The sequence below is a fragment of the Paraburkholderia sp. genome (assembly GCF_004298475.1).
Classification (GTDB): Bacteria; Pseudomonadota; Gammaproteobacteria; order Burkholderiales; family Burkholderiaceae; genus Paraburkholderia; species Paraburkholderia denitrificans.
In genome coordinates, this window is the sequence record NZ_SCRP01000007.1 from 1 (window position 1) to 25,346 (window position 25,346).

The following is a 25,346-nucleotide window of genomic DNA, read 5'->3' on the forward strand; positions in this document are numbered from 1 at the left end:
CGCCAGCGAAGTGGCACGCCGTCTTCGCGGCAAGCATAAGCCTGAGTTCACCCCGCACGTCGACACCGGTGATTTCATCATCGTCATCAACGCCGGCAAGCTGAAGGTCACGGGCAACAAAACCACCGACAAGAAGTACTACCGTCACTCGGGCTACCCGGGCGGCATCTATGAAACGACGTTTGGCAAAATGCAGGAACGCTTCCCGGGCCGCGCGCTCGAGAAGGCGGTCAAGGGCATGCTGCCGAAGGGTCCGCTCGGCTACGCGATGATCAAGAAGCTGAAGGTCTACGCCGACGCAACGCATCCGCACTCGGCCCAACAGCCGAAGGCGCTCGAGATCTAAGGGGAGCCCACATGATCGGTAACTGGAACTACGGTACGGGCCGCCGCAAGAGCGCCGTCGCTCGTGTCTTCATCAAGTCGGGCAAGGGCGAAATCGTCGTCAACGGCAAGCCCATCGCCGACTATTTCTCGCGCGAAACCTCGCTGATGATCGTGCGTCAACCGCTGGAACTCACGAACCACGGCCAGACGTTCGACATCAAGGTCAACGTGACCGGCGGCGGCGAAACCGGCCAGGCCGGCGCAGTTCGCCACGGCATCACCCGCGCGCTGATCGACTACGATGCGACCCTCAAGCCGGCTCTGTCGACCGCAGGGTTCGTCACGCGTGACGCACGTGAAGTCGAGCGTAAGAAGGTCGGCTTCCACAAGGCACGCCGCCGCAAGCAGTTCTCGAAGCGTTAATCGCTTGGGCGTTGCGCGCCTCACGGAGCGCAACTGCTACAAAAAGCCGCCAGTGCGTCATGCACCGGCGGCTTTTTCGCTTTCAGGGCCGCCGCGCAGGGCCGCCGTGCGCGTTTTGCGCGTGTTTTGCACGTGTTTTAAGGAGAGGGCCTCTTGACTTTGTGGGCTTAAGCACGATATTGGGAACAGCCCTACAATAGCGGTTAAAGCCTTTTTGGAGAGTTCGAATGAGCGCTGTCACCGAAACCCCCGTGACCGAAATGCCCGGTCCCTTCGTTTTCACCGACGCGGCGGCTGACAAGGTCAAGCAACTGATCGACGAAGAAGGAAACCCGGAGCTGAAGTTGCGCGTATTCGTGCAGGGCGGCGGCTGCTCGGGCTTCCAGTATGGCTTCACGTTCGACGAAGCGATCAACGACGACGACACCGTCATGAACAAGAACGGCGTCCAGCTGCTGATCGATTCGATGAGCTATCAATATCTGGTCGGCGCCGAGATCGACTACAAGGACGATCTGAACGGCGCGCAATTCGTCATCAAGAACCCGAACGCCAACACCACCTGTGGTTGCGGCTCGTCGTTCTCGGCTTGAGCGAATACTGGGCGAAAGCGCCACAGCATGAAAAACGGGGCATCAAGCCCCGTTTCCATTTGTGCAGCGCATCGGCGTATCGATGTATCTGCGTGCGCGCGGGCGTTCAGCGCGGATAAATCGCACCGAGCACGCGTTCGCCCGCAGCGCCCGTCACGGAAGCAAGATTGCCGGGCTCGCGCGCGAGACAGCGCATCGCGAGCCACGCGAACGCGAGCGGCTCCACCTGCTGCGGCGGCACGCCGAGCGCACCGGTCGTCGCGACCTGCGCGCCGTTTGCGCCGACCGTCTCCAGCGCGCTTTGCAGCGCCGTCATCAGCACCGGATTGCGTGCGCCGCCACCACATACGTACACGTTGCGGCAGTCCGCCGCGTGACGCTCGATCTCGCGCGCCACGCTCACAGCGGTGAGCGCAACGAGCGTCGCTTGCACGTCGGCGGGAGCGAGCGTCTCGAAGCCCTTGAGCTTCGCATCGAGCCACGGCGCGTTGAACAGATCGCGCCCCGTGCTTTTCGGCGGCTGCTGCGCGAAGTACGGTTCGTCGAGCAACGCGTCCAGCAACGGCTGGCGCACGGCGCCGCTTGCGGCGAAGTGGCCGTGATCGTCGTAGGGCTTGCCGAGATGGCGCTCCGCCCACAGGTCGAGCAGCGCGTTTGCCGGGCCGCAATCGAAGCCGCGCACCGCGCCCGTGACCGGCAAAATCGTGATGTTGCTGATTCCCCCGAGATTGCAGACGACGCGCGTATCTTCGCTCGATCCGAACACCGTCGCATGAAAAGCCGGCACGAGCGGCGCGCCCTGGCCGCCGGAGGCGACATCGCGGCGGCGGAAATCGGCGATCACGTCGATATGCGTCAGTTCGGCGAGCAGCGCCGGATTCTGGATCTGCACCGTGTAGCCTTTTTCGGGGCGGTGCCGCACCGTTTGTCCGTGTGCGCCGATCGCGCGGACGTCGTCGGCGGCGAGATTGCCCGCGCGCAGCAATTCGTGGCAGCACACGGCGTAGCGCGCCGCGAGCGCGTTGCCGGCCAGCGCCTCACGCTCGATTTCGTTTTCGCCCGGCTGTTGCAGCGAAAAGAGCGCCTCGCGCAAATTGTGGGCAAAGGCAACGAACGCCTCGGCCAGCACGACGGGCCGTTTGCCCTGCTCGAAGCGCACGGCGACGCCGTCCACGCCATCCATGCTCGTGCCCGACATCAGGCCGAAATACACGCCATCTGCAGGGTTTGCGCTCTCTTTTCGCGCATCGCGTAGTCCCACCTCGTGCTCCTCGTTGATTGCGACGTTCGTTTCGTGGCGTCGATTATCGGCGCATCGGCGCTTGCACGTAAGACACGTCCACACAACCCCGGCGACAGCCCGGGCCGTAACCCGGACGAAGCTTTTAACGGGGCGCAGGCGCTTAAACATCGGGGACGCCGCTCGAATCACGTAAAATCGCGGTCTAAACCTGACTTTACGATCGAAGCATGAGCACCGAGTCCCCGAATACCCCCGCCTTTCCGGTCACCGACGAGGTTCGTCACGCGCTCGACGTCACGAAGCGCGGCGTGGATGAACTGCTGATCGAAGAAGAATTCCTGCAGAAACTCGCGAAGAGCGCAGCCACCGGCAAGCCTCTGCGCATCAAGCTCGGCCTCGATCCCACCGCGCCCGATATCCACATCGGCCACACCGTGGTGCTCAACAAGATGCGTCAGTTGCAGGATCTCGGCCACACCGTGATCTTCCTGATCGGCGACTTCACCTCGCTGATCGGCGACCCGTCGGGCCGCAACGCAACGCGTCCGCCGCTCACGCGCGAGCAGATCGAATCGAACGCGAAGACCTACTTCGAACAGGCCGCGCTCGTGCTCGACCGCGACAAGACCGAGATCCGCTACAACAGCGAATGGTCGATGCCGCTCGGCGCCGACGGCATGATCAAGCTCGCATCGCGCTACACCGTCGCGCGTATCCTCGAACGCGAAGATTTCACGAAGCGCTTCCAGAACGGCGTGCCGATCTCGATCCACGAGTTCCTGTACCCGCTGATGCAGGGCTACGACTCGGTTGCGCTCAATGCCGACCTCGAACTCGGCGGCACCGACCAGAAGTTCAACCTGCTCGTCGGTCGCGAGCTGCAGAAGCAGTACGGCCAGGAGCAGCAGTGCATTCTCACGATGCCGCTGCTCGAAGGCCTCGACGGCGTCGAGAAGATGTCGAAGTCGAAGAACAACTACATCGGCATCAGCGAGAAGCCCAGCGACATGTTCGGCAAGCTCATGAGCATCTCCGACGTGCTCATGTGGCGCTACTTCGAGCTGCTGTCGTTCCGTCCGATGAGCGAAATCGAAGGGTTCCGCCGCGAAGCCGGGGAAGGGCGCAATCCGCGCGACTTCAAGGTGATGCTTGCGCAGGAAATCGTTGCGCGTTTTCACTCGCAGGCGGACGCCGGGCATGCGCTCGAAGACTTCAATCACCGCGCGAAGGGCGGCGTGCCCGACGACATTCCTTCGGTCACGCTTGCCGGCGCGCCGCTCGCGATCGGCCAGTTGCTCAAGCAGGCGGGCCTCGTGCCGTCGACGAGCGAAGCGCTGCGCAACATCGAGCAGGGCGGCGTGAAGATCGACGGTGCGACCGTGTCGGACAAGGGCCTGAAGGTCGAGGCGGGCGAGTTCGTCGTGCAGGTGGGCAAGCGCCGATTCGCGCGCGTGACGCTGACCGCGTGATGATGTTGCACTCGCAACGGATGGACCGCACAGGCCGCGCGCACCGGCGGGAGCGCGCGCGATGATCGCCCTGATCCAGCGCGTGCGCCGCGCTGACGTGCGCGTCGACGAGCGCGTGACAGGCGCGATCGGCCAGGGGCTGCTCGCGCTTGTCTGCGCCGAGCGCGGCGACACCGAGGCTCAAGCCGACAAGCTGCTCGCGAAGCTGCTCGGCTACCGCGTGTTCAGCGATGCGGCCGGCAAGATGAATCTTCCGGTGCAGAACATCGACGGCAACGGCACGGCGGGCGGCCTGCTGCTCGTCTCGCAGTTCACGCTTGCCGCCGACACCAACAGCGGCCTGCGCCCGAGCTTCACGCCCGCTGCGCCGCCCGAGGAAGGGCGGCGGCTGTTCGAATACTTCGTCGCCGCAGCGCGTGCGAAGCATCCGGTCGTCGAGACGGGCGAATTCGGCGCCGACATGCAGGTGTCGCTCGTCAACGACGGCCCGGTGACCTTCTGGCTGCAAGTCCGCAACTGAGTTTTCCCGGTTTTTCCGTACCCTGGCCCTTCACCGCGCGCGCCGCTCCATGACCACGCAAATCCTCTTCATCCGACACGGCGAAACCGACTGGAACCGCATCAAGCGTATCCAGGGGCACATCGACATCCCGCTCGCCAGCAGCGGCATCGAGCAGGCGCAGCAGCTCGCCGTGCGCATCGCCGCCGAGGCGCAAGCCGGAGCGCGGCTCGATGCGGTCTGGTGCAGCGACCTGATGCGCGCGCAGCAAACCGCGCAGCCGCTCGCACAGGCGCTGCGTCTGCCGGTGCAACTTGCGCCGGGGTTGCGCGAACGGCACTACGGCGCGTTCCAGGGCCACGACAGCGACGAGATCGCCGCGCGCTTTCCCGACGAATTTGCACACTGGCAAACGCGCGACCCGGGCTTCACGCCGCCCGAGGGCGAATCGCAGCGCGCGTTCTACCATCGCGTGCTGCACGCGCTCGAACCGCTGATCGCCGCGCACCCGGACGGCCGTATCGCGGTCGTCACGCATGGCGGCGTGCTCGACTGCGTCTATCGCTTTGCGCAGGGCCTGCCGCTCGACGCGCCGCGCAACTGGCCGCTGCTCAATACGAGCGTGAACGTCGTCGATTTCGAAACCGATGGCTATGTCACGCAGGCACGCGTCGTGGCCTGGGCCGACGTCGCGCATCTGGGCGGCGTGAGCGCCGACGACGGCTTCAGGTACGCAACCGAACCGCGCCGCTGACCCGTACCACCCGAACCGCGCGTACCTCACGTACCTCACGTACCTCACGTACCTCACGTACCTCACGTACCTCACGCATCGCATGCTGCGGGCATAAGCGTCGTCGTCGCATGCGATGCCGATCTCGTTATCGGCATCAAGCCCTCTCTTCTCTTTCTTGCGTCCCCTTTCTAATCGCCAACCCGAAACCGGAATTGGCTGATACCATTCTCCGACCTTTGCGCCGCTGCGGCGTTTGGGCGCTGCGACACCGCCTTACCAGCGGTTTCGCGGGCCGGCCGCGCGTTGAAGAGGACGCGCGCGTGTCGCGCCGCGGCGCGCATAGGGCTACATGAAAGCTGGTTCCAGAAAAAACGCAGGAGATTTCAATGACGTTCAAGTTTCACAAGCTGCTGCCCGTCAGCGCCGCAGTCGTTGCACTCGCGACGATGTCCGCCTACGCATCCGCCGACCAGATCGTGAAGATCGGCCACGTCGGCCCGCTCACCGGCGGCTCGGCCCACCTCGGCAAGGACAATGAAAACGGCGCGCGTCTCGCCATCGAAGAGATCAACGCGAAGGGCCTCACCATCGGCGGCCAGAAGATCACGCTGCAGCTTGACGGCCAGGACGACGGGGCCGACCCGCGCCAGGCGACCCAGGTGGCGCAGAAGCTCGTCGACGACAAGGTTGTCGCCGTGATCGGCCACCTGAACTCGGGCGCTTCGATTCCGGCTTCGAAGATCTACAGCGATGCAGGCATCGTGCAGATTTCGCCGTCGGCGACCAACCCGGCCTACACGCAGCAAGGTTTCAAGACGACCTTCCGCGTCGTCGCGACCGACGCGCAGCAAGGCCCGGCACTCGCCAACTACGCAGGCAAGTCGCTGAACGTGAAGACCGTCGCGGTTATCGACGACTCGACCGCTTACGGCCAGGGCCTCGCGAACGAGTTCGAGAAGACCGCAAAGGCGCTCGGCATGAAGGTGCTGTCGCATGACGCGACGAACGACAAGGCCGTGGACTTCCGCGCGATTCTCACGAAGGTCAAGGGCGAGAACCCCGACGCGATCATGTTCGGCGGCATGGACGCCACCGGCGGCCCGTTCGCCAAGCAGGCGAAGCAACTGGGCCTGCGCGCGAAGATCCTCGCGGGCGACGGCGTCTGCACGGAAAGCCTCGCGAATCTCGCGGGCGCAGCGGCCGACAACGTCGTGTGCTCGCAGGCCGGCATGGCGCTCGAACGCATGGACGGCGGCGCGGCGTTTTCGGCGAAGTACGCGAAGCGCTTCGGCCACCCGATCGAATTCGATGCACCGTTCACGTATGACACGGTGTACATCATCGTCGATGCGATGAAGCGCGCGAATTCGACCGATGCAGCGAAGATCCTCGCAGCGATGCCGGCCACCGACTACAAGGGCGTGATCGGCCAAACGACGTTCGACTCGAAGGGCGACCTCAAGCACGGCGTGATCTCGCTGTACAACTACAAGGCAGGCAAGAAGACGCTGCTCGACGTGGTGAAGATGTAATTCGCCGCGCGCCGCAAGGCGCGTCAGGCGTGACGAAACGGCCAACCCGCGTTCTGCGGGCTGGCCGTTTTATTTTGGGTGATGCCTGCTGGCGTGAGTTGTTGACAGCGGTTGTTGACGGCAGTTGTTGATGTTAGTGCGGCGGCTGCGCCGCCCGCCGCCGTGCCCGCTTCGACACGCCGTTGACGAGCGCCCAGCGCATCACGGGCGCGAGCGCGCGCATGCCGGGCTGCACGAGGACATGGCGCACGCGCGCGAAGCGGTCGAAGCCGAGCAATTGCTGTGCGAACGGCGGCAAGAGGTCGATGCCGGCCTGTCGAATCAGCGCGCCTGCCGGGCGCATCGACGGACGCGGCGCGGGCGCGTTCATGAGCACGCGCACGACTTCGCGCGTGCGGTCGCTGGCCAGGAGTTCGGGCTGCATCGCGCGCAAATACGCTGCTATCCCGGCGCACGATTCGGGTACGTCGGTCGCGCCGAGGAGCCGCGCGATGCGCGCCGTCTCCGCGTAATACCGATCCTGCTCCGCGACGGGCAGCGCCGGATTCACGTAGCGCAGATGCGCTGCCAGAAAGCTCGACACTTCGGCCACATGCACCCATGTCAACAGCACAGGGTCGCTCGCGCTGTACGGACGGCCGTCCGGCGCCGTGCCCTTCACGTTTGCGTGGATCCGCTTCACGCGCTCGATCAGCGCGAGCGCGTCGGCGCGGTTGCCGTAGGTCGTGCCGGCGATGAAGGTCGCGGTGCGGCGCAGCCGGCCGAGAATGTCGTCGCGGAACGTCGAGTGATCCCAGACGCCCGCGAGCGCGAGCGGATGGAGCGCCTGCAGCAGCAGCGCGCTGACGCCGCCCGTCATCATCGACGCGAAATCGGCGTGCACCTTCCAGCACACCGCGTCGGGGCCGAAGAGGCCAGGATCGCCCGGCGGCGACGAGTAATCGAGTTTCGGACCGCCGCCCGTGGTGAGGTGCGTCACGCTGTCGGCGAGCGCCATGCGCACGCGTTGCGCGAGCAGGCCGGTCAGGCTGGTCGGCTTGGGGGCGTCGTGGCGGCGGCCGGCGTGTTGTTCGGACATCGCGAATTCACTTGAGCCCGTCGCGCATCAGGATGCGCTTGGGTCCCAGAGGCCGCCCGAGGCCGCTGCATCCGGCGCGATGAGCCCGAAGTGGCGGTAGGTGAGCTGCGTGGCGACGCGGCCGCGCGGCGTGCGCTGCAGATAGCCCTGCTGGATCAGGTACGGCTCCAGCACGTCTTCGATCGTGTCGCGTTCTTCGCCGATCGCCGCAGCCAGGTTGTCGACGCCGACCGGCCCGCCGTCGAACTTGTGCAGGATCGCTTCGAGCAGCTTGCGGTCCATGAGGTCGAAACCGACCGGATCGACGTCGAGCATCTTGAGCGCGGCGTCGGCGACCTTCGCCGTGATGGCGCCGTCGGCCTTCACTTCGGCGAAGTCGCGCACACGGCGCAGCAGACGGTTCGCGATACGCGGCGTGCCGCGCGAACGCCGTGCGATTTCGAGTGCGCCGTCGGGATGGATGTGCGCGCCGAGCAGCGAAGCGGAACGCTGCACGATGCGGGCGAGTTCGCTGGCGTTGTAGAACTCCAGCCTCGACACGATGCCGAAGCGGTCGCGCAGCGGGTTCGTGAGCATGCCCGCGCGCGTGGTCGCGCCGACCAGCGTGAACGGCTGCAGATCGAGCTTCACGCTGCGCGCGGCCGGTCCTTCGCCGATCATGATGTCGATCTGATAGTCCTCGAGCGCCGGATAGAGGATTTCCTCGACGACCGGCGAGAGCCGGTGAATTTCGTCGATGAAGAGCACATCGTTCGGTTCGAGGTTCGTGAGCAGGGCGGCGAGATCGCCCGCGCGTTCGAGCACCGGGCCCGACGTCTGCCGCAGATTGACCCCCATTTCACGCGCGATGATGTGCGCGAGCGTGGTCTTGCCGAGCCCTGGCGGGCCGAACAGCAGCACGTGGTCGAGCGGCTCGGAGCGGCGCTTTGCGGCCTCGATGAAGATCTCTAGCTGGCCGCGCACCTTTTCCTGGCCGACGTATTCGTCGAGGTGGCGCGGCCGCAGCGCGCGCTCGAACGCCTCCTCGTTGGGCGAGGCCGGCGTGGCGGCGATTACGCGTTCGGCGCTGGCGCTGGCATTGGCACGGTTGGCGGCGAGTTTGTCGGTTTCGATCATGCAGCAATTGTACAGCGCAAGGCGTGCGCGGGCGGACCGTGCCTGGCAGCCCCGCTGCACGCTACGTGCGCTGCCGTTATGCCTTCGACAGCACCTTTAGCGCGAGCTTGATCCCCTCGGACACGCCGGTGCCCGCAGGAACGTTCTTGATCGCGGCGAGCGCTTCCTTTTCCGAATAGCCGAGCGCGAGCAGCGCGTTGAGGATGTCGTTGGCGTGATCGGACGGCGAAGCCGCCGAGGCCATCGCACCGAGATCCGCGCCGAGCTTGCCCTTGAGTTCGAGCATCAGACGCTCGGCCGTCTTCTTGCCGATGCCGGGCACGCGCGTGAGGCGCGCCGCGTCCTGCAGCGTCACCGCCTGCGCAAGCTCGTGCACGCTCATGCCCGAGAGCACTGCGAGCGCCATGCGTGCGCCGATGCCCGTGATCTTGAGCAGCTCGCGAAACGTCGAGCGCTCCTGCGGCGTGCCGAAGCCGTAGAGCAGATGGGCGTCCTCGCGCACGATCATCTGCGTGAGCAGCACGATCTTTTCGCCGGTGCCGGGCAGGTTGTAGAACGTGCTCATGGGCACGTCGATTTCGTAGCCGACACCGTTGCAGTCGACGAGCAGGTGCGGCGGATTCTTTTCCAGCAGGACGCCGGCAATGCGACCGATCATGGCGGATTCAGAGATGGGAGAAAGCGTGAGTGTAGCGGAGCGCGCAGTTTAGCCACGCGGTTAGCCACGCAGTTTAGCCGCGCAGTTAGCCGATCAGCCGCCCGCGCCGCACGCGCATGCCCTTCTTCGCGAGCGTGGGCGCGAGCGTGCCGAGCGCCGCGAGCGCATCGCCGCCGTGGGCGTGGCAGATGGCCATGCCGAGCGCGTCGGCGGCGTCGGTGCCCGGCGTGCCCGAGAGGTCGAGCAGGCGCACGACCATCTGCTGCATCTGCTCCTTGGTCGCGCGGCCGTAGCCCACAACGGCCTTCTTGAGTTGCAGCGCGGTGTATTCGGCGACCGGCACGCCGCCCGTCACGAGCCCGCAGATTGCCGCGCCGCGCGCCTGGCCGAGCAGCAGCGTCGATTGCGGATTGACGTTGACGAACACCTTTTCGATCGCGGCATGGTCGGGCGCGTGCTGGCGGATCAGCGTGGACACGCCTTCGTAGATCGTGCCGAGGCGCGTGGGCAGATCGGCGTCGCCCGTGCGGATCACGCCGCTCGCGATGTACGTGAGCTGCTGGCCGTGACGCTCGATTACGCCGAAGCCGGTGACGCGCAAGCCGGGGTCGATGCCGATGATTCTCATGAAGACCGGGGAAAAACGAATGTGCCTGCGATGGTACAACGAACGGCGGCGCGGCCGCGAGCGGATCCAGCGCATGAAAAAACCCGCGGGACGTGCAGCGCAGTGCAGTCCGGCGGGTTTTTGACGGTGCGGCGCGTTACCGTGCGCGCCGCGCCTGAACGCCTCGGTGAAGCTTAGTGACGGAAGTGGCGGACGCCCGTCACCACCATGGCGATGTTGTGCTCGTCGGCGGCGGCGATCACTTCGTCGTCGCGCATCGAGCCGCCCGGCTGGATCACGCAGGTCGCGCCCGCGGCCACGACGACGTCGAGGCCGTCGCGGAACGGGAAGAACGCGTCGGACGCCACGGCCGTTCCCGTGAGCGCGAGGCCCGCGTTCTGCGCCTTGATGCTCGCGATGCGCGCCGAGTCCACGCGGCTCATCTGGCCTGCGCCCACGCCCATCGTCATGCCGTTCGCGCAGAACACGATCGCGTTCGACTTCACGAACTTCGCGACGCGCCAGGCGAACAGCAGGTCGTCCATTTCCTTCGGCGTCGGGTGGCGCTTCGTCACGACGCGCAGCTCGTGCGGCTGCACGTTCTTCGCATCGAGCGACTGCACGAGCAGGCCGCCGCCCACGCGCTTCAGATCGAATGCGTTGTGGCCTTCGCCCAGTGCGATTTCGAGCAGACGCACGTTCTGCTTCGCGGCAAACACGGCCTTCGCCGCGCTCGTGAACGACGGCGCGATCAGCACTTCGACGAACTGCTTGCTGACGGCCTGCGCGGCCGCTTCATCGACTTCGCGGTTGAACGCGATGATGCCGCCGAATGCCGAGGTCGGATCGGTCTGGAACGCCTTTGCGTACGCTTCGTGCGCATCGGCGCCCACAGCCACGCCGCACGGATTCGCGTGCTTGACGATCACGCAGGCGGGCGTCGCGAACGTCTTCACGCATTCCCATGCCGCGTCCGAATCGGCGATGTTGTTGTACGACAGTTCCTTGCCCTGCAGCTGCGTGTAGTTCGAGAGCGCACCGGCGGGGGCGGCGAGGTCGCGGTAGAACGCGGCGCGCTGGTGCGGGTTTTCGCCGTAGCGCAGGTCCTGCACCTTGTCGAACGCGAGGTTCAGCACGGCCGGATAGGTGTTGCGCGAGCGGTGCTCGAGCGCTTCGGTCAGGCTCGTGAGGTAGTTCGTGATCGCGCCGTCGTACTGCGCCGTGTGCGCGAACACCTTGGTCGCGAGGCGGAAGTTCGTTGCATAGCTCACGGTGTTGCCGCTTGCGCGCATTTCATCGAGCACGCCCGCGTAGTCAGCGGGATCGACCACGACGGTCACGTCGCGGTGATTCTTCGCCGCCGAGCGCAGCATCGTCGGGCCGCCGATGTCGATATTCTCGATCGCGTCTTCCAGCGTGCACTCTTCCTTCGAAACGGTCTGGACGAACGGATAGAGGTTCACCACGAGCAGATCGATGGTGGGGATGTCGTGCTTCGCCAGCGCCGCCATGTGCTCGGGCAGGTCACGGCGCGCGAGGATGCCGCCGTGAACCTTCGGGTGCAGCGTTTTCACGCGGCCGTCGAGCATTTCCGGGAAGCCGGTGTAGTCGGCGACCTCGGTGACGGGGAGGCCTGCTTCGGCCAGCAGTTTCGCGGTGCCGCCGGTCGACAGGAGCTTGACGCCGAGCGAGGAAAGCGACTTCGCGAAGTCGACGATGCCCGACTTGTCGGAAACGGAGATGAGCGCTTGCTTGATCATGATGGGGGAGGGAGCCGGAAGGATCGAGGGTGCCGCGCGAGGCGCTACAGCAGGCCGTGCTGCTGGAGCTTCTTGCGCAGCGTGTTTCGGTTGATGCCGAGATACTCGGCGGCCAGCGACTGATTGCCGCCGGTTTGCTCGAGCACCACCTCGAGCATCGGTTTTTCGACGATCGAAATCACCATTTCATACACGTCGTGCGGGTTGGAGCCGTCGAGATCCTGGAAATACATGTCGAGGCTCTCGCGGACGCATTGTTCGATGTTGTGCTTGCTCATGCTGCCAGTCGATCGGTTGATTCGCCCTCGCCATCCGGGGCTTCGCGGCCGTCGCCGTCTTCGTTGCCTGCTTCGGCTTCGTAGACGAGACGATCCGAGCGCGCCTTTTGTTCTTCGAAGAACCGGTTGACGGCGAGGAGTTGTTCGCGCGTGGTGTCCAGCGTATTCATACGGTGCCGGAACGCGTTGGCGCCGCAAAGGCCGCGAGTGTACCAGCCGATATGCTTGCGTGCAGTGCGAACGCCCGCATACTCGCCGTAAAACGCGTAGTGATCCTCCAGATGCTCGTTCATGATCGACTGGATTTCTTCGACGAACGGCGGCGGCAGCAGCTCGCCGGTCGCGAAGAAATGGCCGATCTCGCGAAAGAGCCACGGGCGGCCCTGCGCGGCGCGCCCGATCATGATGGCGTCGGCGCCGGTTGCCGCGAGCACGTCGCGCGCGCGCTGCGGCGTCGCGATGTCGCCGTTGGCGACGACCGGGATGCGCGCCGCGGCTTTCACCGCGGCAATCGTTTCGTACTCCGCTTCACCGTGATAGAGGTCGGCGCGCGTGCGCCCGTGCACGGTCAGCATCGAGATGCCGCAGTCCTCGGCAATGCGCGCGATGGCCAGCGCGTTGCGGTTTTGCCGGTCCCAGCCCGTGCGGATCTTGAGCGTGACGGGCACGGCGTCGGGGCCCGTGCCCACCGCATCCACCACGGCTTTCACGATGCGCGCGACGAGCGGCTCGTTTTGCAGGAGCGCCGAGCCCGCCGCGACGTTGCACACCTTCTTGGCCGGGCAGCCCATGTTGATATCGATGATCTGCGCGCCGTTCGCGACGTTGTAGCGTGCGGCTTCGGCCATCATGGCCGGATCGGCCCCGGCGATCTGCACGGCGATCGGCTCGACCTCGCCCGTGTGGTTCGCGCGCCGCAGGGTCTTTTCGCTTTTCCAGAGCTGCGCGTTCGACGCGACCATTTCCGACACCGCGTAGCCCGCGCCGAGGCGCTTGCACAACTGACGAAACGGCCGGTCCGTGACGCCCGCCATCGGGGCGACGAACAGGTTGTTGCGCAGAGTGTGACGGCCGATCGTGAGCATGAAACGCGGGCGAAGCCGCTGCCGCGCGGTGGTTCCGATGGTTCCGATGAATCCGGTGTTACCGGTGGTTCGGACCCTGGCGCGGCTACGGCCGGAAAAAATGGGGGAAACGCGTATTTTAGCTTAAGCGACCAGCGCGGTCGCGCTGGGCTGTTCGGGGCGTTGACTCTGTGCCGTCTGTGTGCCAGGCAGGCGTTGTCGCGCGCGCGGCTTGCGTACCGCTATTGCAGCGCCGCGCAGCTCAGATCCGCTGGCCGAACATCATCTGCCGGACGAGCGCCGCCTTGACGGGCGGCACGAATTCGAGCGCGGTGAGCGCGAGGCCGCGCAGCGCCGCCAATGGCCCGAAATCGACGGTGAAAATTCGCGCGAGCGTATCCGTCGCGCCGATCGTCATGCGGCGGTCGAATGCGCGCTGGCGCGAGAAGTTGGCGAGCGCGAGCGGCGTCGCGCCGTATTGCGCGAGGGCTTCGGCCAGTGCGTGCGCGTCGCGCAGACCCAGATTCAGCCCCTGGCCCGCGACCGGATGCAGCGTCTGCGCCGCGTTGCCCACCGCCGCGATGCGGCCCTGGCCCGTGACGAGCGTATCGAGCGCGTTCAGGCCGAGCGGAAAACCCGCGCGCGCGTGGATCCGCGTGAAGCGGCCCATGCGCGCGCCGAACGCAGCCCCGAGTTCCGCGAGGAAATCCGCGTCCGGCAACTGCGCGCGCCGCGCCGATTCGTCGGGCGAGCAGCACCACACGAGCGCGTAGTCCGCGTTGCGCACGCCGCCCATCGGCAGGAGGGCGATCGGGCCTTCGTTCGTGAAGCGCTCCCACGCTACGTGCGGCTGCGGCGCCGAGACGGTCACGACGCCGACCAGCGCCGTCTGGCCGTAGTCGCGCTGGCGTTTCGTTTCGCCCTTGGCTTGCGCCGCGGCTTCCTTCGCGGCGGTCGCGCCCGCATCCGGATCGCCATGCACGGCGCGCTCCGAGCGCGGCCGGAACAGACCGCCTTCGGCATTCACGAGGACGCGCGTGCGCACGCGGCGCTCGACGCCTGCGCACAGGATCGGCAGCGTTACGCCATCGTGATCGACAGCCGGTTCGAGCGCCTTCGTCTGATGCAGCCAGTGAACCGGCGTTGCGCGCACCGCCTGCGCGAGCGACTGCACGATCGCGCCGTAGCGCGCGACGTAGCCGAGCGCGGGCAGACGGTAGTCGTGGCGGTCGATGAGCGTGCGTCCGAAGTGGCCGCGCTGCGAGACGTGGATGCGTTCGATGGTGCTGGCGTCGTGCGGCCACGCGAGCGATTCGAGCAGCGTGCGGCTGCCTTGCGAAATGGCGATGGCGCGCGGGTCGCCGATGCTGTCCTCGGGCTCGCGCGCGTCGATCAGCGCGACCTTGAGCGCGGACGTCGCGCTGCGCCGCGTGAGCCAGCCCGCGAGCGCCATGCCGACCGGCCCGGCGCCGACGATCGTGACGTCGTAGTCGAACGGGGCGGCGGCGGTGTTGGCATTCGCGTCGGCGGGGGACGTGGCGTCGGAAGTGGCTGAGACTCGGTTCATGGCGGTTCGACTGGTTCGATCTGTTCGTGTTGCTGGGCGATGCGGTTTTATCCGTGCTTGCGCGCGTCCTGCATCAGCGCTTCGATTTCGCCGGCCTCGACCGGCACGTCGCGCGTGATGAGTTCGCAGCCTGTTTCGGTGACGATCGCGTCGTCCTCGATGCGGATGCCGATGTCCCAGTAGCGCTCGGGCACGTCCTCGGCCGCGCGCACGTAAAGGCCGGGCTCGATCGTGAGCGTCATGCCTGGCCGCAGCGTGCGCCACGGCGGCGCGATATCGGCTTGCGCCGCGCTTGCCTGGGCGTTTTGTTCAGCGCCGTTTTTGCTGCTGCTTTCCCCGCTTCTTTCGCCGCTTCGCTCTCCGCTTCTTTCCCCGCTTCTCTCCCGGTAATCGCCCGCATCATGCACGTCCATGCCGATCCAGTGCCCCGTGCGATGCATGTAGAAGCGCGCGTAGGCGCGCTCGGCGATCACGTCGTCGACGCTCGCAAAGCGCTGCCGGTCGAGGATGCCCGTGTCGAGCAGCCCTTGTGCGAGTACACGCACAGCCGCGTCGTGCGGGGCCTCGAAGTTCGCCCCGGCGCGCGTCGCATCGATGGCGGCCTGCTGCGCCGCAAGCACGATGTCGTAAAGCTCGCGCTGCGCAGCCGTGTAGTGCCCGCTCGCCGGGAACGTGCGCGTGATGTCCGAGGCGTAGCCGTTCAGCTCGCACGCGGCGTCGATCAGGATCAGGTCGCCCGCGCGCATGACCGCGTTGCCGGCCGGGTAGTGCAGCACGCACGCGTTCGCGCCTGCCGCGACGATCGAACCGTAGGCCGGGCCCGTCGCGCCGTGCTTGCGGAACGTGTAGAGCAGCTCGGCTTCGAGTTCGTATTCGCGCATGCCCGGACGGCACACGGCCATCGCGCGGCGGTGCGCGAGCGCCGAAATCTTCGCTGCGCGCCGCATCGTGTCGAGTTCGTGCGCATCCTTGAACACGCGCATGTCGTCGAGCAGCGGCATCAGGTCGTAGGCCGCGCCAGGCGCCGTGACGCCGCTGCGCCCCTGCGCGCGCACGGCGTCGATCCAGCGCCTGACCTGCGCATCGATGTGCTCCGAGGCCGCGAGCGCATAGTGCAGCGCCGCCCGGTTCGCGATGAGACGCGGCATGCGCGTGTCGAGTTCATCGAAGGCGAATGCGGCGTCCAGGCCGAATGCCTCGCGCGCGCCATCCGGGCCGTAGCGATAGCCTTCCCACGTTTCGCGCTCGACGTTCTTCGCGCGGCAGAACAGGATCGACGCGGGCTGGTTCTCGCCCGCGTCGGCGTCGAGTACGAGCAGCGCCTCGGGCTCCGTGAAGCCGGTCAGGTAGTAGAAGTAGCTGTCGTGCCGATAGGGATAGTCGGCGTCGCGGTTGCGCATGGCTTCCGGCGCGGTCGGCACGAACGCGAGGCCGCCGCCGCGCGCGCGCATCGCGGCGAGCACGCGCTCGCGGCGCGCGCGGTAGAGCGCCGCGCCGCCATCGGGGGCGCGGGGTGCGTGCGTATCTGCGTGCATGCTGGCGGTCGCGCCGGTGTGCGTATTGGTGTGCACGTCGGCGTGCACATCGGCGTGCGGGACGGGGAGCGGAGCGGCGGGTGTGGGGGTCGGGTCCATCGTGCGATTGTAGCGTCCCATCCGGGCGCATGCGGGCGCGCCGCAAGCCGTGCACGCCGGGGCATGCGGCGCAGCCCGCAGGCGCTGCGCCGATGTTGCATCCGGCCCACATCGGCTGCCGGATAATGGCCGCCGGGCGCGGCATGCTGCGTCAGCAAGTCGTCATTCCAACGTATCCAACGTATACTTCCGCCGGATTCCCGAAAAGGCAGGTGCGATGAAACTTATCGGTTCGCTCAGCAGCCCGTTCGTGCGCAAGGCGCGGATCATGCTCGCTGAAAAGAAAATCGACTACAAGCTGGTGCTCGAAAACGTGTGGTCCGCCGACACGGCGATCCACGAGTTCAACCCGCTCGGCAAGGTACCGTGTCTCGTGATGGAGGACGGCGAGGCGGTATTCGATTCGCGCGTGATCTGCGAATACGCCGACACGCTCTCGCCGGTCGGCAAGCTGATTCCGCCCTCGGGGCGCGAGCGCCTCGAAGTGCGTTGCTGGGAAGCGCTTGCCGACGGCATTCTCGACGCCGCCGTGGCGATCCGCCTGGAAGCGCTTGCGCGCAAGCCAGAAGAGCGCAGTGAAACGTGGGTCGCGCGCCAGCAGCGCAAGATTCACGAAGGCCTGAATGCGATGAGCAAGGGGCTTGCAGGCAACGCGTGGTGCGCGGGCAATCACTACACGCTCGCCGATATCGCCGTGGGCTGCACGCTCGGCTACCTCGACTTCCGCACGCCCGAACTCGACTGGCGCGACCCGCATCCGAACCTTGCACGCTACTTCGAGAAGCTCTCGCAACGCCCCTCGTTCGTCGACACTTTCCCGCGCGATTAATACCCGGGCGCGCAATCGCGGGTGTTCCGCCGCCCGCCCGTTTTTGCCGCTTTCTACGCTTCCGCCGTTTTCCCCCTTTGCCTGTTCCGCTCCGCTTTGCCGCCTTTCAGCGGCAAAGCGGAGACCTCAACCCCGCGCGGCGATCGTCTCCGCCTCGGGCGCAAACGAGTCGCTGCGCGCGGCCGGCCACCACCTTTCGTACAAGCGATAGCGATAGCGGCCTTCGAGCAGATCGCCGGGCGACAGGTACTTGAGCAGATCCGACATCAGCCTGACCTCGTACGACGATACGCGCCGCACGATGTGATGCGCGCGCAGATCGCCGGGGCTCGCCAGACCTGCGGCCTGGATGAGTTCCTTGAGCGCGAGCAGCGTGTTGTGGTGGAAATTGAACACACGCTCGCCCTTGTCGGGCACGTTCAGCGCGCGCTGGCGCACCGGATCCTGAGTCGCGACGCCGGTCGGGCAGCGGTCCGAGTGGCACTTCTGCGCCTGGATGCAGCCCACCGCGAACATGAAGCCGCGCGCTGAGTTCACCCAGTCGGCGCCCACTGCGAGCGTCTTCGCGATATCGAACGCCGTGATGATCTTGCCGCTCGCGCCGATCCTGATCTTCTCGCGCAGCCCGATGCCGACCAGCGTGTTGTGCACGAGCAGAAGCCCTTCCTGAAGCGGCGTGCCGACGTGATCGGTGAATTCGAGCGGCGCCGCGCCCGTGCCGCCTTCTGCGCCGTCGACGACGATGAAGTCGGGCAGGATGCCCGTTTCGAGCATGGCTTTCGCGATGCCGAAGAATTCCCAGGGATGCCCGATGCACAGCTTGAAGCCGGTGGGCTTGCCGCCCGAGAGCTTGCGCAGGCGCTCGACGAATTCGAGCAGGCCGCGCGGCGTCGAGAATTCCGAATGGCGCGCGGGCGAGACGCAGTCCTGGCCCACGGGAATACCGCGCGTTTCGGCGATTTCGGGCGTGACCTTGGCCGCGAGCAGCACGCCGCCGTGACCGGGTTTCGCGCCCTGCGAGAGCTTCACCTCGATCATCTTCACCTGCGGCTCGCTCGCCTGGCGCCGGAATTTTTCGGCGTTGAACGTGCCGTCGTCGTTGCGGCAGCCGAAGTAGCCCGACGCGATTTCCCAGATGATGTCGCCGCCATGCTCGCGGTGATACTTCGACATCGAGCCTTCGCCCGTATCGTGGGCAAAGCCGCCTTTCTTCGCGCCCATGTTGAGCGCGCGGATCGCGTTCGCCGAGAGCGCGCCGAAGCTCATCGCCGAAACGTTGAAGATCGACATCGAATACGGCTGCGCGCGATCCGCGCCGACGAGCACGCGAAAGTCGCAGCCGCCGAGTTTCGTCGGTGCGAGCGAATGGCTGATCCACTCGTGGCCCACGGCTTTGACGTCGCGTTCGGTGCCGTACGGGCGGCTGTCGACCGCGTTTTTCGCGCGCTGGTAGACGAGGCTGCGCTGCGCGAGCGAGAACGGCTTTTCGTCGGTATCGTCTTCGACGAAATACTGGCGGATCTCGGGCCGCACGAACTCGAAGAAGAAACGCAGATGGCCCCAGACCGGATAGTTGCGCAGGATGGCGTGGCGATCCTGATTGATGTCGTAGAAGCCGAGCACGACAACGAGCGCGGGCACGATCGCGTAGAGCCACGACAGGTGATGCAGCGCCGCGGCGGCGATGCAGGCTGCCGTGAGCAGCACGGCGGCCCATATCGCGAGATAACGTCGGGAAAACATGTGAAACTCCTCGAACTTGAGCGGATGCGCGCGCCCGTATCGGGCGGCGCAATGCCGCAGCATGATGCCGCAAGTTCGTGAAACCGGCAGGGAAGCCGGCAAGGCAGGAGTGGGGTGAAGAAGGGAGAACGCGCGGCGCGCAGCGTGAGAAGCAGCGCGCCGCGCGCGGGTGCTTACGCTTCGCTTGCCGCGCCGCTGGTCAGCGCGGGCTTTTTCTGCCCGGCGTTCTTCGTGCCCTTCGTACGCTTTGCACGCTTCGCGCGAACAGGCGCGGGCGGCGGCACATCGGGTACGTGCGGCGCGAGCGTCTCGACCGATTCGATGATGCCGCCGCCGAGGCACACGTCGCCGTCGTAGAGCACCGCCGACTGGCCGGGCGTGACGGCCCATTGCGCGTCGGGAAAATGCAGTGCGAAGCGTGCATCGGCGGATGCATCGCCGGATGCGGCCTCGACGCCGAACGTGCAGTGCGCGTCGGCCTGGCGATAGCGCGTTTTCGCGCCGCACGCGTGGCCGTCGGCTGGCGGTTCGCCCGCCACCCAGCTCACGTTGCCCGCGCGCAGATCGTGTGCGAGCAGCCACGGATGATCGTGACCCTGCACGACGTAGAGCGTGTTCGACGCCATATCCTTGCCCGCGACGAACCACGGCTCGCCGCTGCCGTCCTTGCTGCCGCCGAGGCCAATGCCCTTCCGCTGCCCGAACGTGTAGAACGCAAGGCCGATATGCTCGCCGACGACCTTGCCGTCGGGCGTCATCATCGGGCCGGGCTGCGTCGGCAGATAGCGGTTCAGGAAGTCGCGGAACGGCCGCTCGCCGATGAAGCAGATGCCCGTCGAGTCCTTCTTCTTCGCATTCGGCAGGCCGATCTGCGCTGCGATCTCGCGCACTTTCGTCTTCGGGATTTCGCCGAGCGGGAACATCGTCTTCGAAAGCTGCGCCTGGTTCAGACGATGCAGGAAGTACGACTGATCTTTCGTGTGATCGAAGGCCTTCAGCAATTCGAAGCGGCCATCGTTCTCGCGCACGCGCGCGTAGTGGCCCGTGGCGATCGTTTCCGCGCCGAGCGACATCGCGTGATCGAGGAATGCCTTGAACTTGATTTCGGCGTTGCAGAGCACGTCGGGGTTCGGCGTGCGGCCCGCGGAATATTCGCGCAGGAACTCCGCGAACACGCGGTCCTTGTATTCGGCGGCGAAGTTCACGGCTTCGACGTCGATGCCGATCAGGTCCGCCACCGACACCACGTCGATCCAGTCCTGGCGCGTCGAGCAGTACTCGCCGTCGTCGTCGTCTTCCCAGTTCTTCATGAAGAGACCGACGACGTCGAACCCCTGCTCCTTGAGCAGCCACGCCGTCACCGACGAATCGACGCCGCCCGACATGCCTACCACGACCTTACGTTTGCTCATCTCTTAAGCTGCCTTCAACCTTGAGGACCGGCACTGGAATCCGCGTTTTGCCCCGCTTTGGGACGCGCTTTTTGCCCAACCGCATGCACATGCACGAAATCGAGCGGTATGCGCACGCCCGCGAGGTAATCGTCGATGCACTTCATGACGAGCGGCGTGCGGTGACGCTCGCTCGCCGCGCGCAGTTCGTCGGCGCTCATCCACAGCGTACGGACGATATCGGGATCGAGCGCGCGATGCTGAGGCGCGTCCGCAACTGTGCCGCAGTACGTAAAACGCAGATACGTCGCGCCGCTTTCGCCGGGCTGGCCGAAATGGGTCATGTAGACGCCGACGAGCGCCGAGGGCGTGAATGCGTACGCGGTTTCCTCGAGCGTTTCGCGCACCACGGCGTCGACGAGCGTTTCGCCCGCCTCCAGATGCCCGGCGGGCTGGTTCAGCCGCAGCCCGGCCGGCGTGTGTTCCTCGACGACGAGATAGCGCCCGTCGCGCTCGATGATCGCCGCGACGGTAACGTGCGGAGCCCAGATGTCCTCATTCATGGTCCGCCATTTTACCGGGACGCGCCGGGTGCTGCTGGCGTGCGGCGTGATCCGGTGCGGTGTGCCTGCAAGGATCGTAATAGCCTGCCGGACGGACGGTTTATCGGTGCGCCTGCTTGAAGAAGGCATGCAGGCATGCAAGCGTGCAAGCATGCAACACAGGCTTATTACGGGGATGATCGGTCCCCGGCTTTCGGTTAAAGTGGTGCGTCCTTATGCCGTTGCATTAGAAAAAAATACTTGCCGACGAACCTCGTCGGCCCCCCGAATCTTTATAGCGCTGGAAGGTCGAGGAGATTCAACGATGCATATCGGAGTACCCGCTGAAACGCGGGCAAATGAAAGCCGCGTGGCCGCGACACCGGAGACAGTCAAGAAATACGTCGCCCAGGGCCACAGCGTGACGATCCAGAGCGGCGCGGGCCTGCCCGCCAGCTTTCCCGACGAAGCCTATGTCGCGGCTGGTGCGCGGATAGCCGACGCGGCCGCTGCCTTTGGTGCAGAGCTCGTGCTGAAGGTCCAGTCGCCGACGGTCAGCGAGCTGCCGTTCATGACGCGCGGCGCCGTGCTGGTCGGCATGCTCGATCCCTTTAACGCAGAGAACGCCGCGAAGCTCGCCGAGGCGAGCGTGACCGCATTCGCGCTCGAAGCCGCGCCGCGCGTCACGCGCGCGCAGAGCCTCGACGTGCTGTCGTCGCAGGCCAACATCGCGGGCTACAAGGCCGTGCTCGTCGCGTCGAACCTTTATCCGCGCTTCGTGCCGATGCTCATGACCGCCGCCGGAACCGTCAAGGCCGCGCGCGTGCTGATTCTCGGCGCGGGCGTAGCGGGCCTGCAGGCGATTGCCACGGCGCGGCGTCTGGGCGCCGTGATCGAGGCTTCCGACGTGCGTCCCGCCGTGAAGGAGCAGATCGAATCGCTTGGCGCGAAGTTTCTCGATGTGCCGTTCGAAACCGACGAAGAACGCGACGCGGCGCAGGGCGTGGGCGGCTACGCACGGCCGATGCCGCCGTCGTGGCTCGCGCGCCAGTCCGCGCTGGTTCACGAGCGCGCGAAGCAGGCCGACATCGTGATCTCGACCGCGCTGATTCCGGGCCGCGACGCGCCCACGCTTTTGCCCGCCGAAACCGTGCAGGCGATGAAGCCGGGCTCGGTCGTGATCGACCTCGCGGCAGGGCGCGGCCCGGTTGCCGATGCAGAGACGGGAAGGCGCGGCGGCAACTGCCCGCTGACCGTCGCGGACGAAGTGGTCACGCGCCACGGCGTGCAGATCTGCGGCTACACGAATCTCGCGTCGATGGTCGCCGCCGATGCTTCGTCGCTCTACGCGCGCAACCTGCTCGACTTCCTGAAGCTGATCGTCACGAAGGAAGGCACGCTCAACATCGATCTCGCAGACGACATCGTCGCGGCCACGCTGCTGGCCCGCGACGGCGCCGTCACGAAGAAGTCGTAAACGGAGACCGGCGATGGAAATCATCAACCACACCGTCATTAACCTGATCATCTTCGTGCTGGCCGTGTACGTGGGCTATCACGTGGTCTGGAACGTCACGCCCGCGCTGCATACGCCGCTCATGGCCGTGACGAATGCGATCTCGGCGATCGTGATCGTCGGCGCGATGCTTGCCACCGGGCTCACCGTGGGCGGCGCGGGCAAGTTCTTCGGCACCTTTGCCGTGATGCTCGCGGCCGTCAACGTATTCGGCGGATTCCTCGTCACGCGGCGCATGCTCGAAATGTTCCGCAAGAAGGAACCGAAGAAGCTCACCAGCAAGGAGGGCGCATAAATGAGCATGAACGTCGTAACGCTCCTCTACCTGGTCGCGTCGGTCTGCTTCATCCAGGCGCTCAAGGGGCTCTCGAATCCGAAAAGCGCACGCGCGGGCAACGTGTTCGGCATGACCGGCATGGCCATCGCGATCCTCACGACCCTCGCGCTGATCGTCAAGGAGTCCGCGCAATTCGGCTCGGACCTCGGGCTCGGCCTCGTGCTCCTGTTCGGCGCGCTCGTGATCGGCGGCGGGCTGGGCGCGTATGTCGCCGCGCGCGTCGAGATGACGAAGATGCCCGAACTCGTCGCCGCCATGCACTCGCTGATCGGTCTTGCCGCGGTGTGCATCGCGTATGCGGTCGTCTCCGAGCCTGCCGCGTTCGGACTCGTGACCGCCGATGCGCCGTACCCGGACTTCCTGCCTTACGGGAATCGCGTCGAGCTGTTTATCGGCACGTTCGTCGGCGCGATCACGTTCAGCGGCTCGGTGATCGCGTTCGGCAAGCTCTCGGGCAAGTACAAGTTCCGGCTCTTCCAGGGCGCGCCCGTGGTGTACGCGGGCCAGCATCTGATCAACCTGATGCTCGCGCTCGGCATGATCGGCTTCGGGATTCTGTTCTTCCTCACGCAGTCGTGGCTGCCGTTCATCATCATGACGTTGATCGCGTTCGCGCTCGGCGTGCTCATCATCATTCCGATCGGCGGCGCGGACATGCCCGTCGTGGTGTCGATGCTGAACTCGTATTCGGGCTGGGCGGCGGCGGGCATCGGCTTCTCGCTGAACAACGCGATGCTGATCATCGCCGGGTCGCTCGTCGGATCTTCGGGCGCGATCCTCTCGTACATCATGTGCCGCGCGATGAACCGCTCGTTCATCAACGTGCTGCTGGGCGGCTTTGGCGCGGAAGCAGGCGGTGCGGCGGCGGGCGGTGCGACGGAGCAGCGTCCGGTGAAGTCGGGTTCCGCCGACGACGCCGCATTCATGCTCGGCAACGCCGAATCCGTGGTGATCGTGCCGGGGTACGGCCTTGCGGTGGCGCGCGCGCAGCATGCCTTGAAAGAGCTGACCGACAAGCTCGTGGATAAGGGCGTGGATGTGCGCTACGCGATTCACCCGGTCGCGGGGCGCATGCCGGGCCATATGAACGTGCTGCTCGCGGAAGCGGAAGTGCCCTACGATCTCGTGTTCGAGATGGATGACATCAACAACGAGTTTGGGCGCACCGATGTCGTGCTCGTGCTTGGGGCGAACGACGTGGTGAATCCGGCGGCGAAGAACGATCCGAAGTCGCCGATTGCAGGCATGCCGATCATCGAGGCGTACAAGGCGCGCACGGTCATCGTGAACAAGCGCTCGATGGCTTCGGGTTACGCGGGCCTCGACAATGAATTGTTCTACATGGACAAGACGATGATGGTGTTTGGTGATGCCAAGAAGGTGATCGAGGAGATGGTGAAGTCGGTTGAGTGATGGCGTTTTTTTGTACGGCAGGGAAAGCGCGCAGTGATGCGCGCTTTTTTTGTTTGTTCTTCACGGATTTCGGTGGAGGGTGGGGGATATCGGTCAGGGGCAGCTACGGCTCATCGCGCGGGGCGGCAGTCGGCCATAAAGCGACACCGGTATAGCGTTTTGCATTGACCTTCGAGTGGCCCATGTCCGCGAGTGACGAGACGTCGGCTTGGCGAGGCGGTTTCCTGCGTGCACAACCACTTATGGCCGCAGCCATCCTTGGCCGATCGGCCAGGCGAACGTTTTACGGTACGCCGCAACGCATGTCCGTGTAAAAGCCGATCCCCATTTGCTCCAGAGCGCCGAACTCAGAACGTATGTCATCCAGGCGACGCTGGCCGCGCCGACCATGTCGAACGGAAAGTGCACTCCGACAAACACGCGCGACCACGCCACCGCGATATCGACGGCGAGAATAAACATGCCAGGGAGTCGCTTCCCGCTGTAGAGGAAAGTGAACGACACGGCTGAAAGCAGCGTAACGTGATCGCTTGGAAACGACGAATCTGGCGCATGTGCCAAAAACGTGTGTCCCAATCCAGTCACGAACGGTCGAGGGTGATACCAGACCATACCGATCAATTGGTTGATGCCAAGCGCGAAAAAGCCAACGAGGCTCGCGCGAACGGCTATTTCACGCCTCTTTTCCCCTGCCGCCAGCCACATGCAGGCAAGTGTGACCGGGACTATCCAGATTGCGTAGTTGGCGATTAGCAAACCAGATTCGGTAAGCCAATGCGGCGTAGCTGGCGTGGCGTTGATCCGGAGGAAAATCGCTCGATTGAATGCTTCGAATGTCTGGATCATGGACTTTTACTGTAAAGCCAGGGAGATGTTGGCGGCCCCGCTTCGCGAAGCAGCACATCATCAATGGGGTGATCGCAAACACGGCCCCGACGAAGTATGAGAATGCCGGTGAATGATGTTAAACGCCTGCACTCCGTTCGGTTTG

The 25,346-nt window shown here is 65.5% G+C and carries 25 protein-coding genes; 11 read left to right on the forward strand and 14 right to left on the reverse strand.

Annotated features, from left to right (window positions below):
- From rplM to erpA, 3 genes are all read left to right on the forward strand, one after another.
- Positions 1–346 (forward strand): 50S ribosomal protein L13 (rplM, locus tag EPN59_RS03655; protein ID WP_293035549.1); only part of this gene is annotated, 346 nt, incomplete at its 5' end.
- Between the two features lie 11 nt (positions 347–357).
- Entirely contained in the window at positions 358–750 is a 393-nt protein-coding gene (rpsI, locus tag EPN59_RS03660; protein ID WP_293035550.1) for a 30S ribosomal protein S9, read from the forward strand.
- A gap of 227 nt (positions 751–977) precedes the next feature.
- The gene (gene erpA / locus EPN59_RS03665; protein ID WP_293035551.1) at positions 978–1,343 is read left to right on the forward strand and encodes an iron-sulfur cluster insertion protein ErpA; all 366 of its coding nucleotides are present in this window, start codon (positions 978–980) and stop codon (positions 1,341–1,343) included.
- Between the two features lie 106 nt (positions 1,344–1,449).
- On the opposite strand, the gene EPN59_RS03670 is transcribed toward erpA, so the two are convergent.
- Positions 1,450–2,604 (reverse strand): anhydro-N-acetylmuramic acid kinase, encoded by a 1,155-nt coding sequence (locus tag EPN59_RS03670; protein ID WP_293035552.1) that lies wholly within the window; start codon positions 2,602–2,604, stop codon positions 1,450–1,452.
- 209 nt (positions 2,605–2,813) lie between these two features.
- Here EPN59_RS03670 and tyrS point away from each other — a divergent pair, with 209 nt between their 5' ends.
- From tyrS to EPN59_RS03690, 4 genes are all read left to right on the forward strand, one after another.
- On the forward strand, positions 2,814–4,055 hold the full coding sequence (gene tyrS / locus EPN59_RS03675; RefSeq protein WP_293035553.1) for a tyrosine--tRNA ligase: 1,242 nt from the start codon (positions 2,814–2,816) through the stop codon (positions 4,053–4,055).
- A gap of 61 nt (positions 4,056–4,116) precedes the next feature.
- Positions 4,117–4,575 carry a D-aminoacyl-tRNA deacylase gene (gene dtd, locus EPN59_RS03680; RefSeq protein WP_293035554.1) on the forward strand — a complete coding sequence of 153 codons (459 nt, stop codon included), beginning with the start codon at positions 4,117–4,119 and terminating at the stop codon, positions 4,573–4,575.
- A 49-nt stretch (positions 4,576–4,624) separates the two neighbouring features.
- On the forward strand, positions 4,625–5,308 hold the full coding sequence (locus EPN59_RS03685) for a histidine phosphatase family protein (protein ID WP_293035555.1): 684 nt from the start codon (positions 4,625–4,627) through the stop codon (positions 5,306–5,308).
- A gap of 368 nt (positions 5,309–5,676) precedes the next feature.
- On the forward strand, positions 5,677–6,822 hold the full coding sequence (locus EPN59_RS03690; protein ID WP_293035556.1) for a branched-chain amino acid ABC transporter substrate-binding protein: 1,146 nt from the start codon (positions 5,677–5,679) through the stop codon (positions 6,820–6,822).
- Between the two features lie 133 nt (positions 6,823–6,955).
- Here the strand turns inward: EPN59_RS03690 and EPN59_RS03695 are convergent, their stop codons facing one another.
- The 9 genes from EPN59_RS03695 to EPN59_RS03735 form a co-directional block, all read right to left on the reverse strand.
- Complete coding sequence (locus EPN59_RS03695) at positions 6,956–7,819, reverse strand: oxygenase MpaB family protein (protein WP_293045600.1); 864 nt, start codon at positions 7,817–7,819, stop codon at positions 6,956–6,958.
- Positions 7,820–7,927: 108 nt separating this feature from the next.
- Complete coding sequence (gene ruvB / locus EPN59_RS03700) at positions 7,928–9,016, reverse strand: Holliday junction branch migration DNA helicase RuvB (protein ID WP_293039726.1); 1,089 nt, start codon at positions 9,014–9,016, stop codon at positions 7,928–7,930.
- 76 nt (positions 9,017–9,092) lie between these two features.
- Positions 9,093–9,674, reverse strand: a complete 582-nt coding sequence (gene ruvA, locus EPN59_RS03705) for a Holliday junction branch migration protein RuvA (protein WP_293039729.1) — start codon at positions 9,672–9,674, stop codon at positions 9,093–9,095.
- An 85-nt stretch (positions 9,675–9,759) separates the two neighbouring features.
- The gene (gene ruvC / locus EPN59_RS03710) at positions 9,760–10,302 is read right to left on the reverse strand and encodes a crossover junction endodeoxyribonuclease RuvC (RefSeq protein WP_293039731.1); all 543 of its coding nucleotides are present in this window, start codon (positions 10,300–10,302) and stop codon (positions 9,760–9,762) included.
- Between the two features lie 173 nt (positions 10,303–10,475).
- Complete coding sequence (purH, locus tag EPN59_RS03715) at positions 10,476–12,041, reverse strand: bifunctional phosphoribosylaminoimidazolecarboxamide formyltransferase/IMP cyclohydrolase (RefSeq protein WP_293039734.1); 1,566 nt, start codon at positions 12,039–12,041, stop codon at positions 10,476–10,478.
- 44 nt (positions 12,042–12,085) lie between these two features.
- Positions 12,086–12,319 (reverse strand): Fis family transcriptional regulator, encoded by a 234-nt coding sequence (locus EPN59_RS03720; RefSeq protein ID WP_293039737.1) that lies wholly within the window; start codon positions 12,317–12,319, stop codon positions 12,086–12,088.
- Positions 12,316–13,404, reverse strand: coding sequence for a tRNA dihydrouridine synthase DusB (dusB, locus tag EPN59_RS03725; RefSeq protein ID WP_293039740.1), 1,089 nt, complete (start codon positions 13,402–13,404; stop codon positions 12,316–12,318). Before dusB ends, EPN59_RS03720 begins: the two co-directional genes overlap by 4 nt.
- Before the next feature lie 241 nt (positions 13,405–13,645).
- The gene (locus EPN59_RS03730; RefSeq protein WP_293039743.1) at positions 13,646–14,950 is read right to left on the reverse strand and encodes a UbiH/UbiF/VisC/COQ6 family ubiquinone biosynthesis hydroxylase; all 1,305 of its coding nucleotides are present in this window, start codon (positions 14,948–14,950) and stop codon (positions 13,646–13,648) included.
- A 47-nt stretch (positions 14,951–14,997) separates the two neighbouring features.
- Positions 14,998–16,485 carry an aminopeptidase P N-terminal domain-containing protein gene (locus EPN59_RS03735; RefSeq protein ID WP_293045601.1) on the reverse strand — a complete coding sequence of 496 codons (1,488 nt, stop codon included), beginning with the start codon at positions 16,483–16,485 and terminating at the stop codon, positions 14,998–15,000.
- 316 nt (positions 16,486–16,801) lie between these two features.
- Here EPN59_RS03735 and EPN59_RS03740 point away from each other — a divergent pair, with 316 nt between their 5' ends.
- Positions 16,802–17,413: a glutathione S-transferase C-terminal domain-containing protein gene (locus tag EPN59_RS03740; RefSeq protein ID WP_293042240.1), complete on the forward strand. Its 612-nt coding sequence runs from the start codon at positions 16,802–16,804 to the stop codon at positions 17,411–17,413.
- Positions 17,414–17,539: 126 nt separating this feature from the next.
- Here EPN59_RS03740 and EPN59_RS03745 read toward each other — a convergent pair whose 3' ends face one another.
- From EPN59_RS03745 to EPN59_RS03755, 3 genes are all read right to left on the reverse strand, one after another.
- Positions 17,540–19,156, reverse strand: coding sequence for an FMN-binding glutamate synthase family protein (locus EPN59_RS03745; RefSeq protein WP_293042243.1), 1,617 nt, complete (start codon positions 19,154–19,156; stop codon positions 17,540–17,542).
- Between the two features lie 173 nt (positions 19,157–19,329).
- Positions 19,330–20,568, reverse strand: coding sequence for a tRNA 2-thiouridine(34) synthase MnmA (mnmA, locus tag EPN59_RS03750; protein WP_293042246.1), 1,239 nt, complete (start codon positions 20,566–20,568; stop codon positions 19,330–19,332).
- Between the two features lie 14 nt (positions 20,569–20,582).
- Positions 20,583–21,110: an NUDIX hydrolase gene (locus EPN59_RS03755; protein WP_293042249.1), complete on the reverse strand. Its 528-nt coding sequence runs from the start codon at positions 21,108–21,110 to the stop codon at positions 20,583–20,585.
- Positions 21,111–21,414: 304 nt separating this feature from the next.
- Here EPN59_RS03755 and EPN59_RS03760 point away from each other — a divergent pair, with 304 nt between their 5' ends.
- From EPN59_RS03760 to EPN59_RS03770, 3 genes are read left to right on the forward strand one after another with little or no spacing between them, the layout of a single operon-like run.
- Positions 21,415–22,566, forward strand: a complete 1,152-nt coding sequence (locus EPN59_RS03760; RefSeq protein ID WP_293045582.1) for a Re/Si-specific NAD(P)(+) transhydrogenase subunit alpha — start codon at positions 21,415–21,417, stop codon at positions 22,564–22,566.
- A 13-nt stretch (positions 22,567–22,579) separates the two neighbouring features.
- Entirely contained in the window at positions 22,580–22,900 is a 321-nt protein-coding gene (locus EPN59_RS03765; RefSeq protein WP_293033180.1) for an NAD(P) transhydrogenase subunit alpha, read from the forward strand.
- Positions 22,901–24,355 (forward strand): NAD(P)(+) transhydrogenase (Re/Si-specific) subunit beta, encoded by a 1,455-nt coding sequence (locus EPN59_RS03770; RefSeq protein ID WP_293033182.1) that lies wholly within the window; start codon positions 22,901–22,903, stop codon positions 24,353–24,355. It abuts the gene before it with no gap.
- A 240-nt stretch (positions 24,356–24,595) separates the two neighbouring features.
- On the opposite strand, the gene EPN59_RS03775 is transcribed toward EPN59_RS03770, so the two are convergent.
- The gene (locus EPN59_RS03775; protein ID WP_293033228.1) at positions 24,596–25,198 is read right to left on the reverse strand and encodes a phosphatase PAP2 family protein; all 603 of its coding nucleotides are present in this window, start codon (positions 25,196–25,198) and stop codon (positions 24,596–24,598) included.
- Positions 25,199–25,346 lie beyond the last annotated feature (148 nt).

Bases quoted from the DNA above. Each gene is read 5' to 3' on its own strand.
- EPN59_RS03695 (WP_293045600.1), bottom strand. From the start codon at position 7,819: ATGGCGCTCGCCGACAGCGTGACGCACCTCACCACGGGCGGCGGTCCG.
- ruvA (WP_293039729.1), bottom strand. From the start codon at position 9,674: ATGATCGGTCGCATTGCCGGCGTCCTGCTGGAAAAGAATCCGCCGCAC.
- rpsI (WP_293035550.1), top strand. From the start codon at position 358: ATGATCGGTAACTGGAACTACGGTACGGGCCGCCGCAAGAGCGCCGTC.
- dtd (WP_293035554.1), top strand. From the start codon at position 4,117: ATGATCGCCCTGATCCAGCGCGTGCGCCGCGCTGACGTGCGCGTCGAC.
- purH (WP_293039734.1), bottom strand. From the start codon at position 12,041: ATGATCAAGCAAGCGCTCATCTCCGTTTCCGACAAGTCGGGCATCGTC.
- ruvC (WP_293039731.1), bottom strand. From the start codon at position 10,302: ATGAGAATCATCGGCATCGACCCCGGCTTGCGCGTCACCGGCTTCGGC.
- EPN59_RS03720 (WP_293039737.1), bottom strand. From the start codon at position 12,319: ATGAGCAAGCACAACATCGAACAATGCGTCCGCGAGAGCCTCGACATG.
- EPN59_RS03760 (WP_293045582.1), top strand. From the start codon at position 21,415: ATGCATATCGGAGTACCCGCTGAAACGCGGGCAAATGAAAGCCGCGTG.
- EPN59_RS03765 (WP_293033180.1), top strand. From the start codon at position 22,580: ATGGAAATCATCAACCACACCGTCATTAACCTGATCATCTTCGTGCTG.
- erpA (WP_293035551.1), top strand. From the start codon at position 978: ATGAGCGCTGTCACCGAAACCCCCGTGACCGAAATGCCCGGTCCCTTC.
- EPN59_RS03685 (WP_293035555.1), top strand. From the start codon at position 4,625: ATGACCACGCAAATCCTCTTCATCCGACACGGCGAAACCGACTGGAAC.
- EPN59_RS03730 (WP_293039743.1), bottom strand. From the start codon at position 14,950: ATGAACCGAGTCTCAGCCACTTCCGACGCCACGTCCCCCGCCGACGCG.
- dusB (WP_293039740.1), bottom strand. From the start codon at position 13,404: ATGCTCACGATCGGCCGTCACACTCTGCGCAACAACCTGTTCGTCGCC.
- EPN59_RS03735 (WP_293045601.1), bottom strand. From the start codon at position 16,485: ATGCACGCAGATACGCACGCACCCCGCGCCCCCGATGGCGGCGCGGCG.
- EPN59_RS03745 (WP_293042243.1), bottom strand. From the start codon at position 19,156: ATGTTTTCCCGACGTTATCTCGCGATATGGGCCGCCGTGCTGCTCACG.
- EPN59_RS03755 (WP_293042249.1), bottom strand. From the start codon at position 21,110: ATGAATGAGGACATCTGGGCTCCGCACGTTACCGTCGCGGCGATCATC.
- mnmA (WP_293042246.1), bottom strand. From the start codon at position 20,568: ATGAGCAAACGTAAGGTCGTGGTAGGCATGTCGGGCGGCGTCGATTCG.
- EPN59_RS03740 (WP_293042240.1), top strand. From the start codon at position 16,802: ATGAAACTTATCGGTTCGCTCAGCAGCCCGTTCGTGCGCAAGGCGCGG.
- EPN59_RS03690 (WP_293035556.1), top strand. From the start codon at position 5,677: ATGACGTTCAAGTTTCACAAGCTGCTGCCCGTCAGCGCCGCAGTCGTT.
- EPN59_RS03770 (WP_293033182.1), top strand. From the start codon at position 22,901: ATGAGCATGAACGTCGTAACGCTCCTCTACCTGGTCGCGTCGGTCTGC.
- ruvB (WP_293039726.1), bottom strand. From the start codon at position 9,016: ATGATCGAAACCGACAAACTCGCCGCCAACCGTGCCAATGCCAGCGCC.
- tyrS (WP_293035553.1), top strand. From the start codon at position 2,814: ATGAGCACCGAGTCCCCGAATACCCCCGCCTTTCCGGTCACCGACGAG.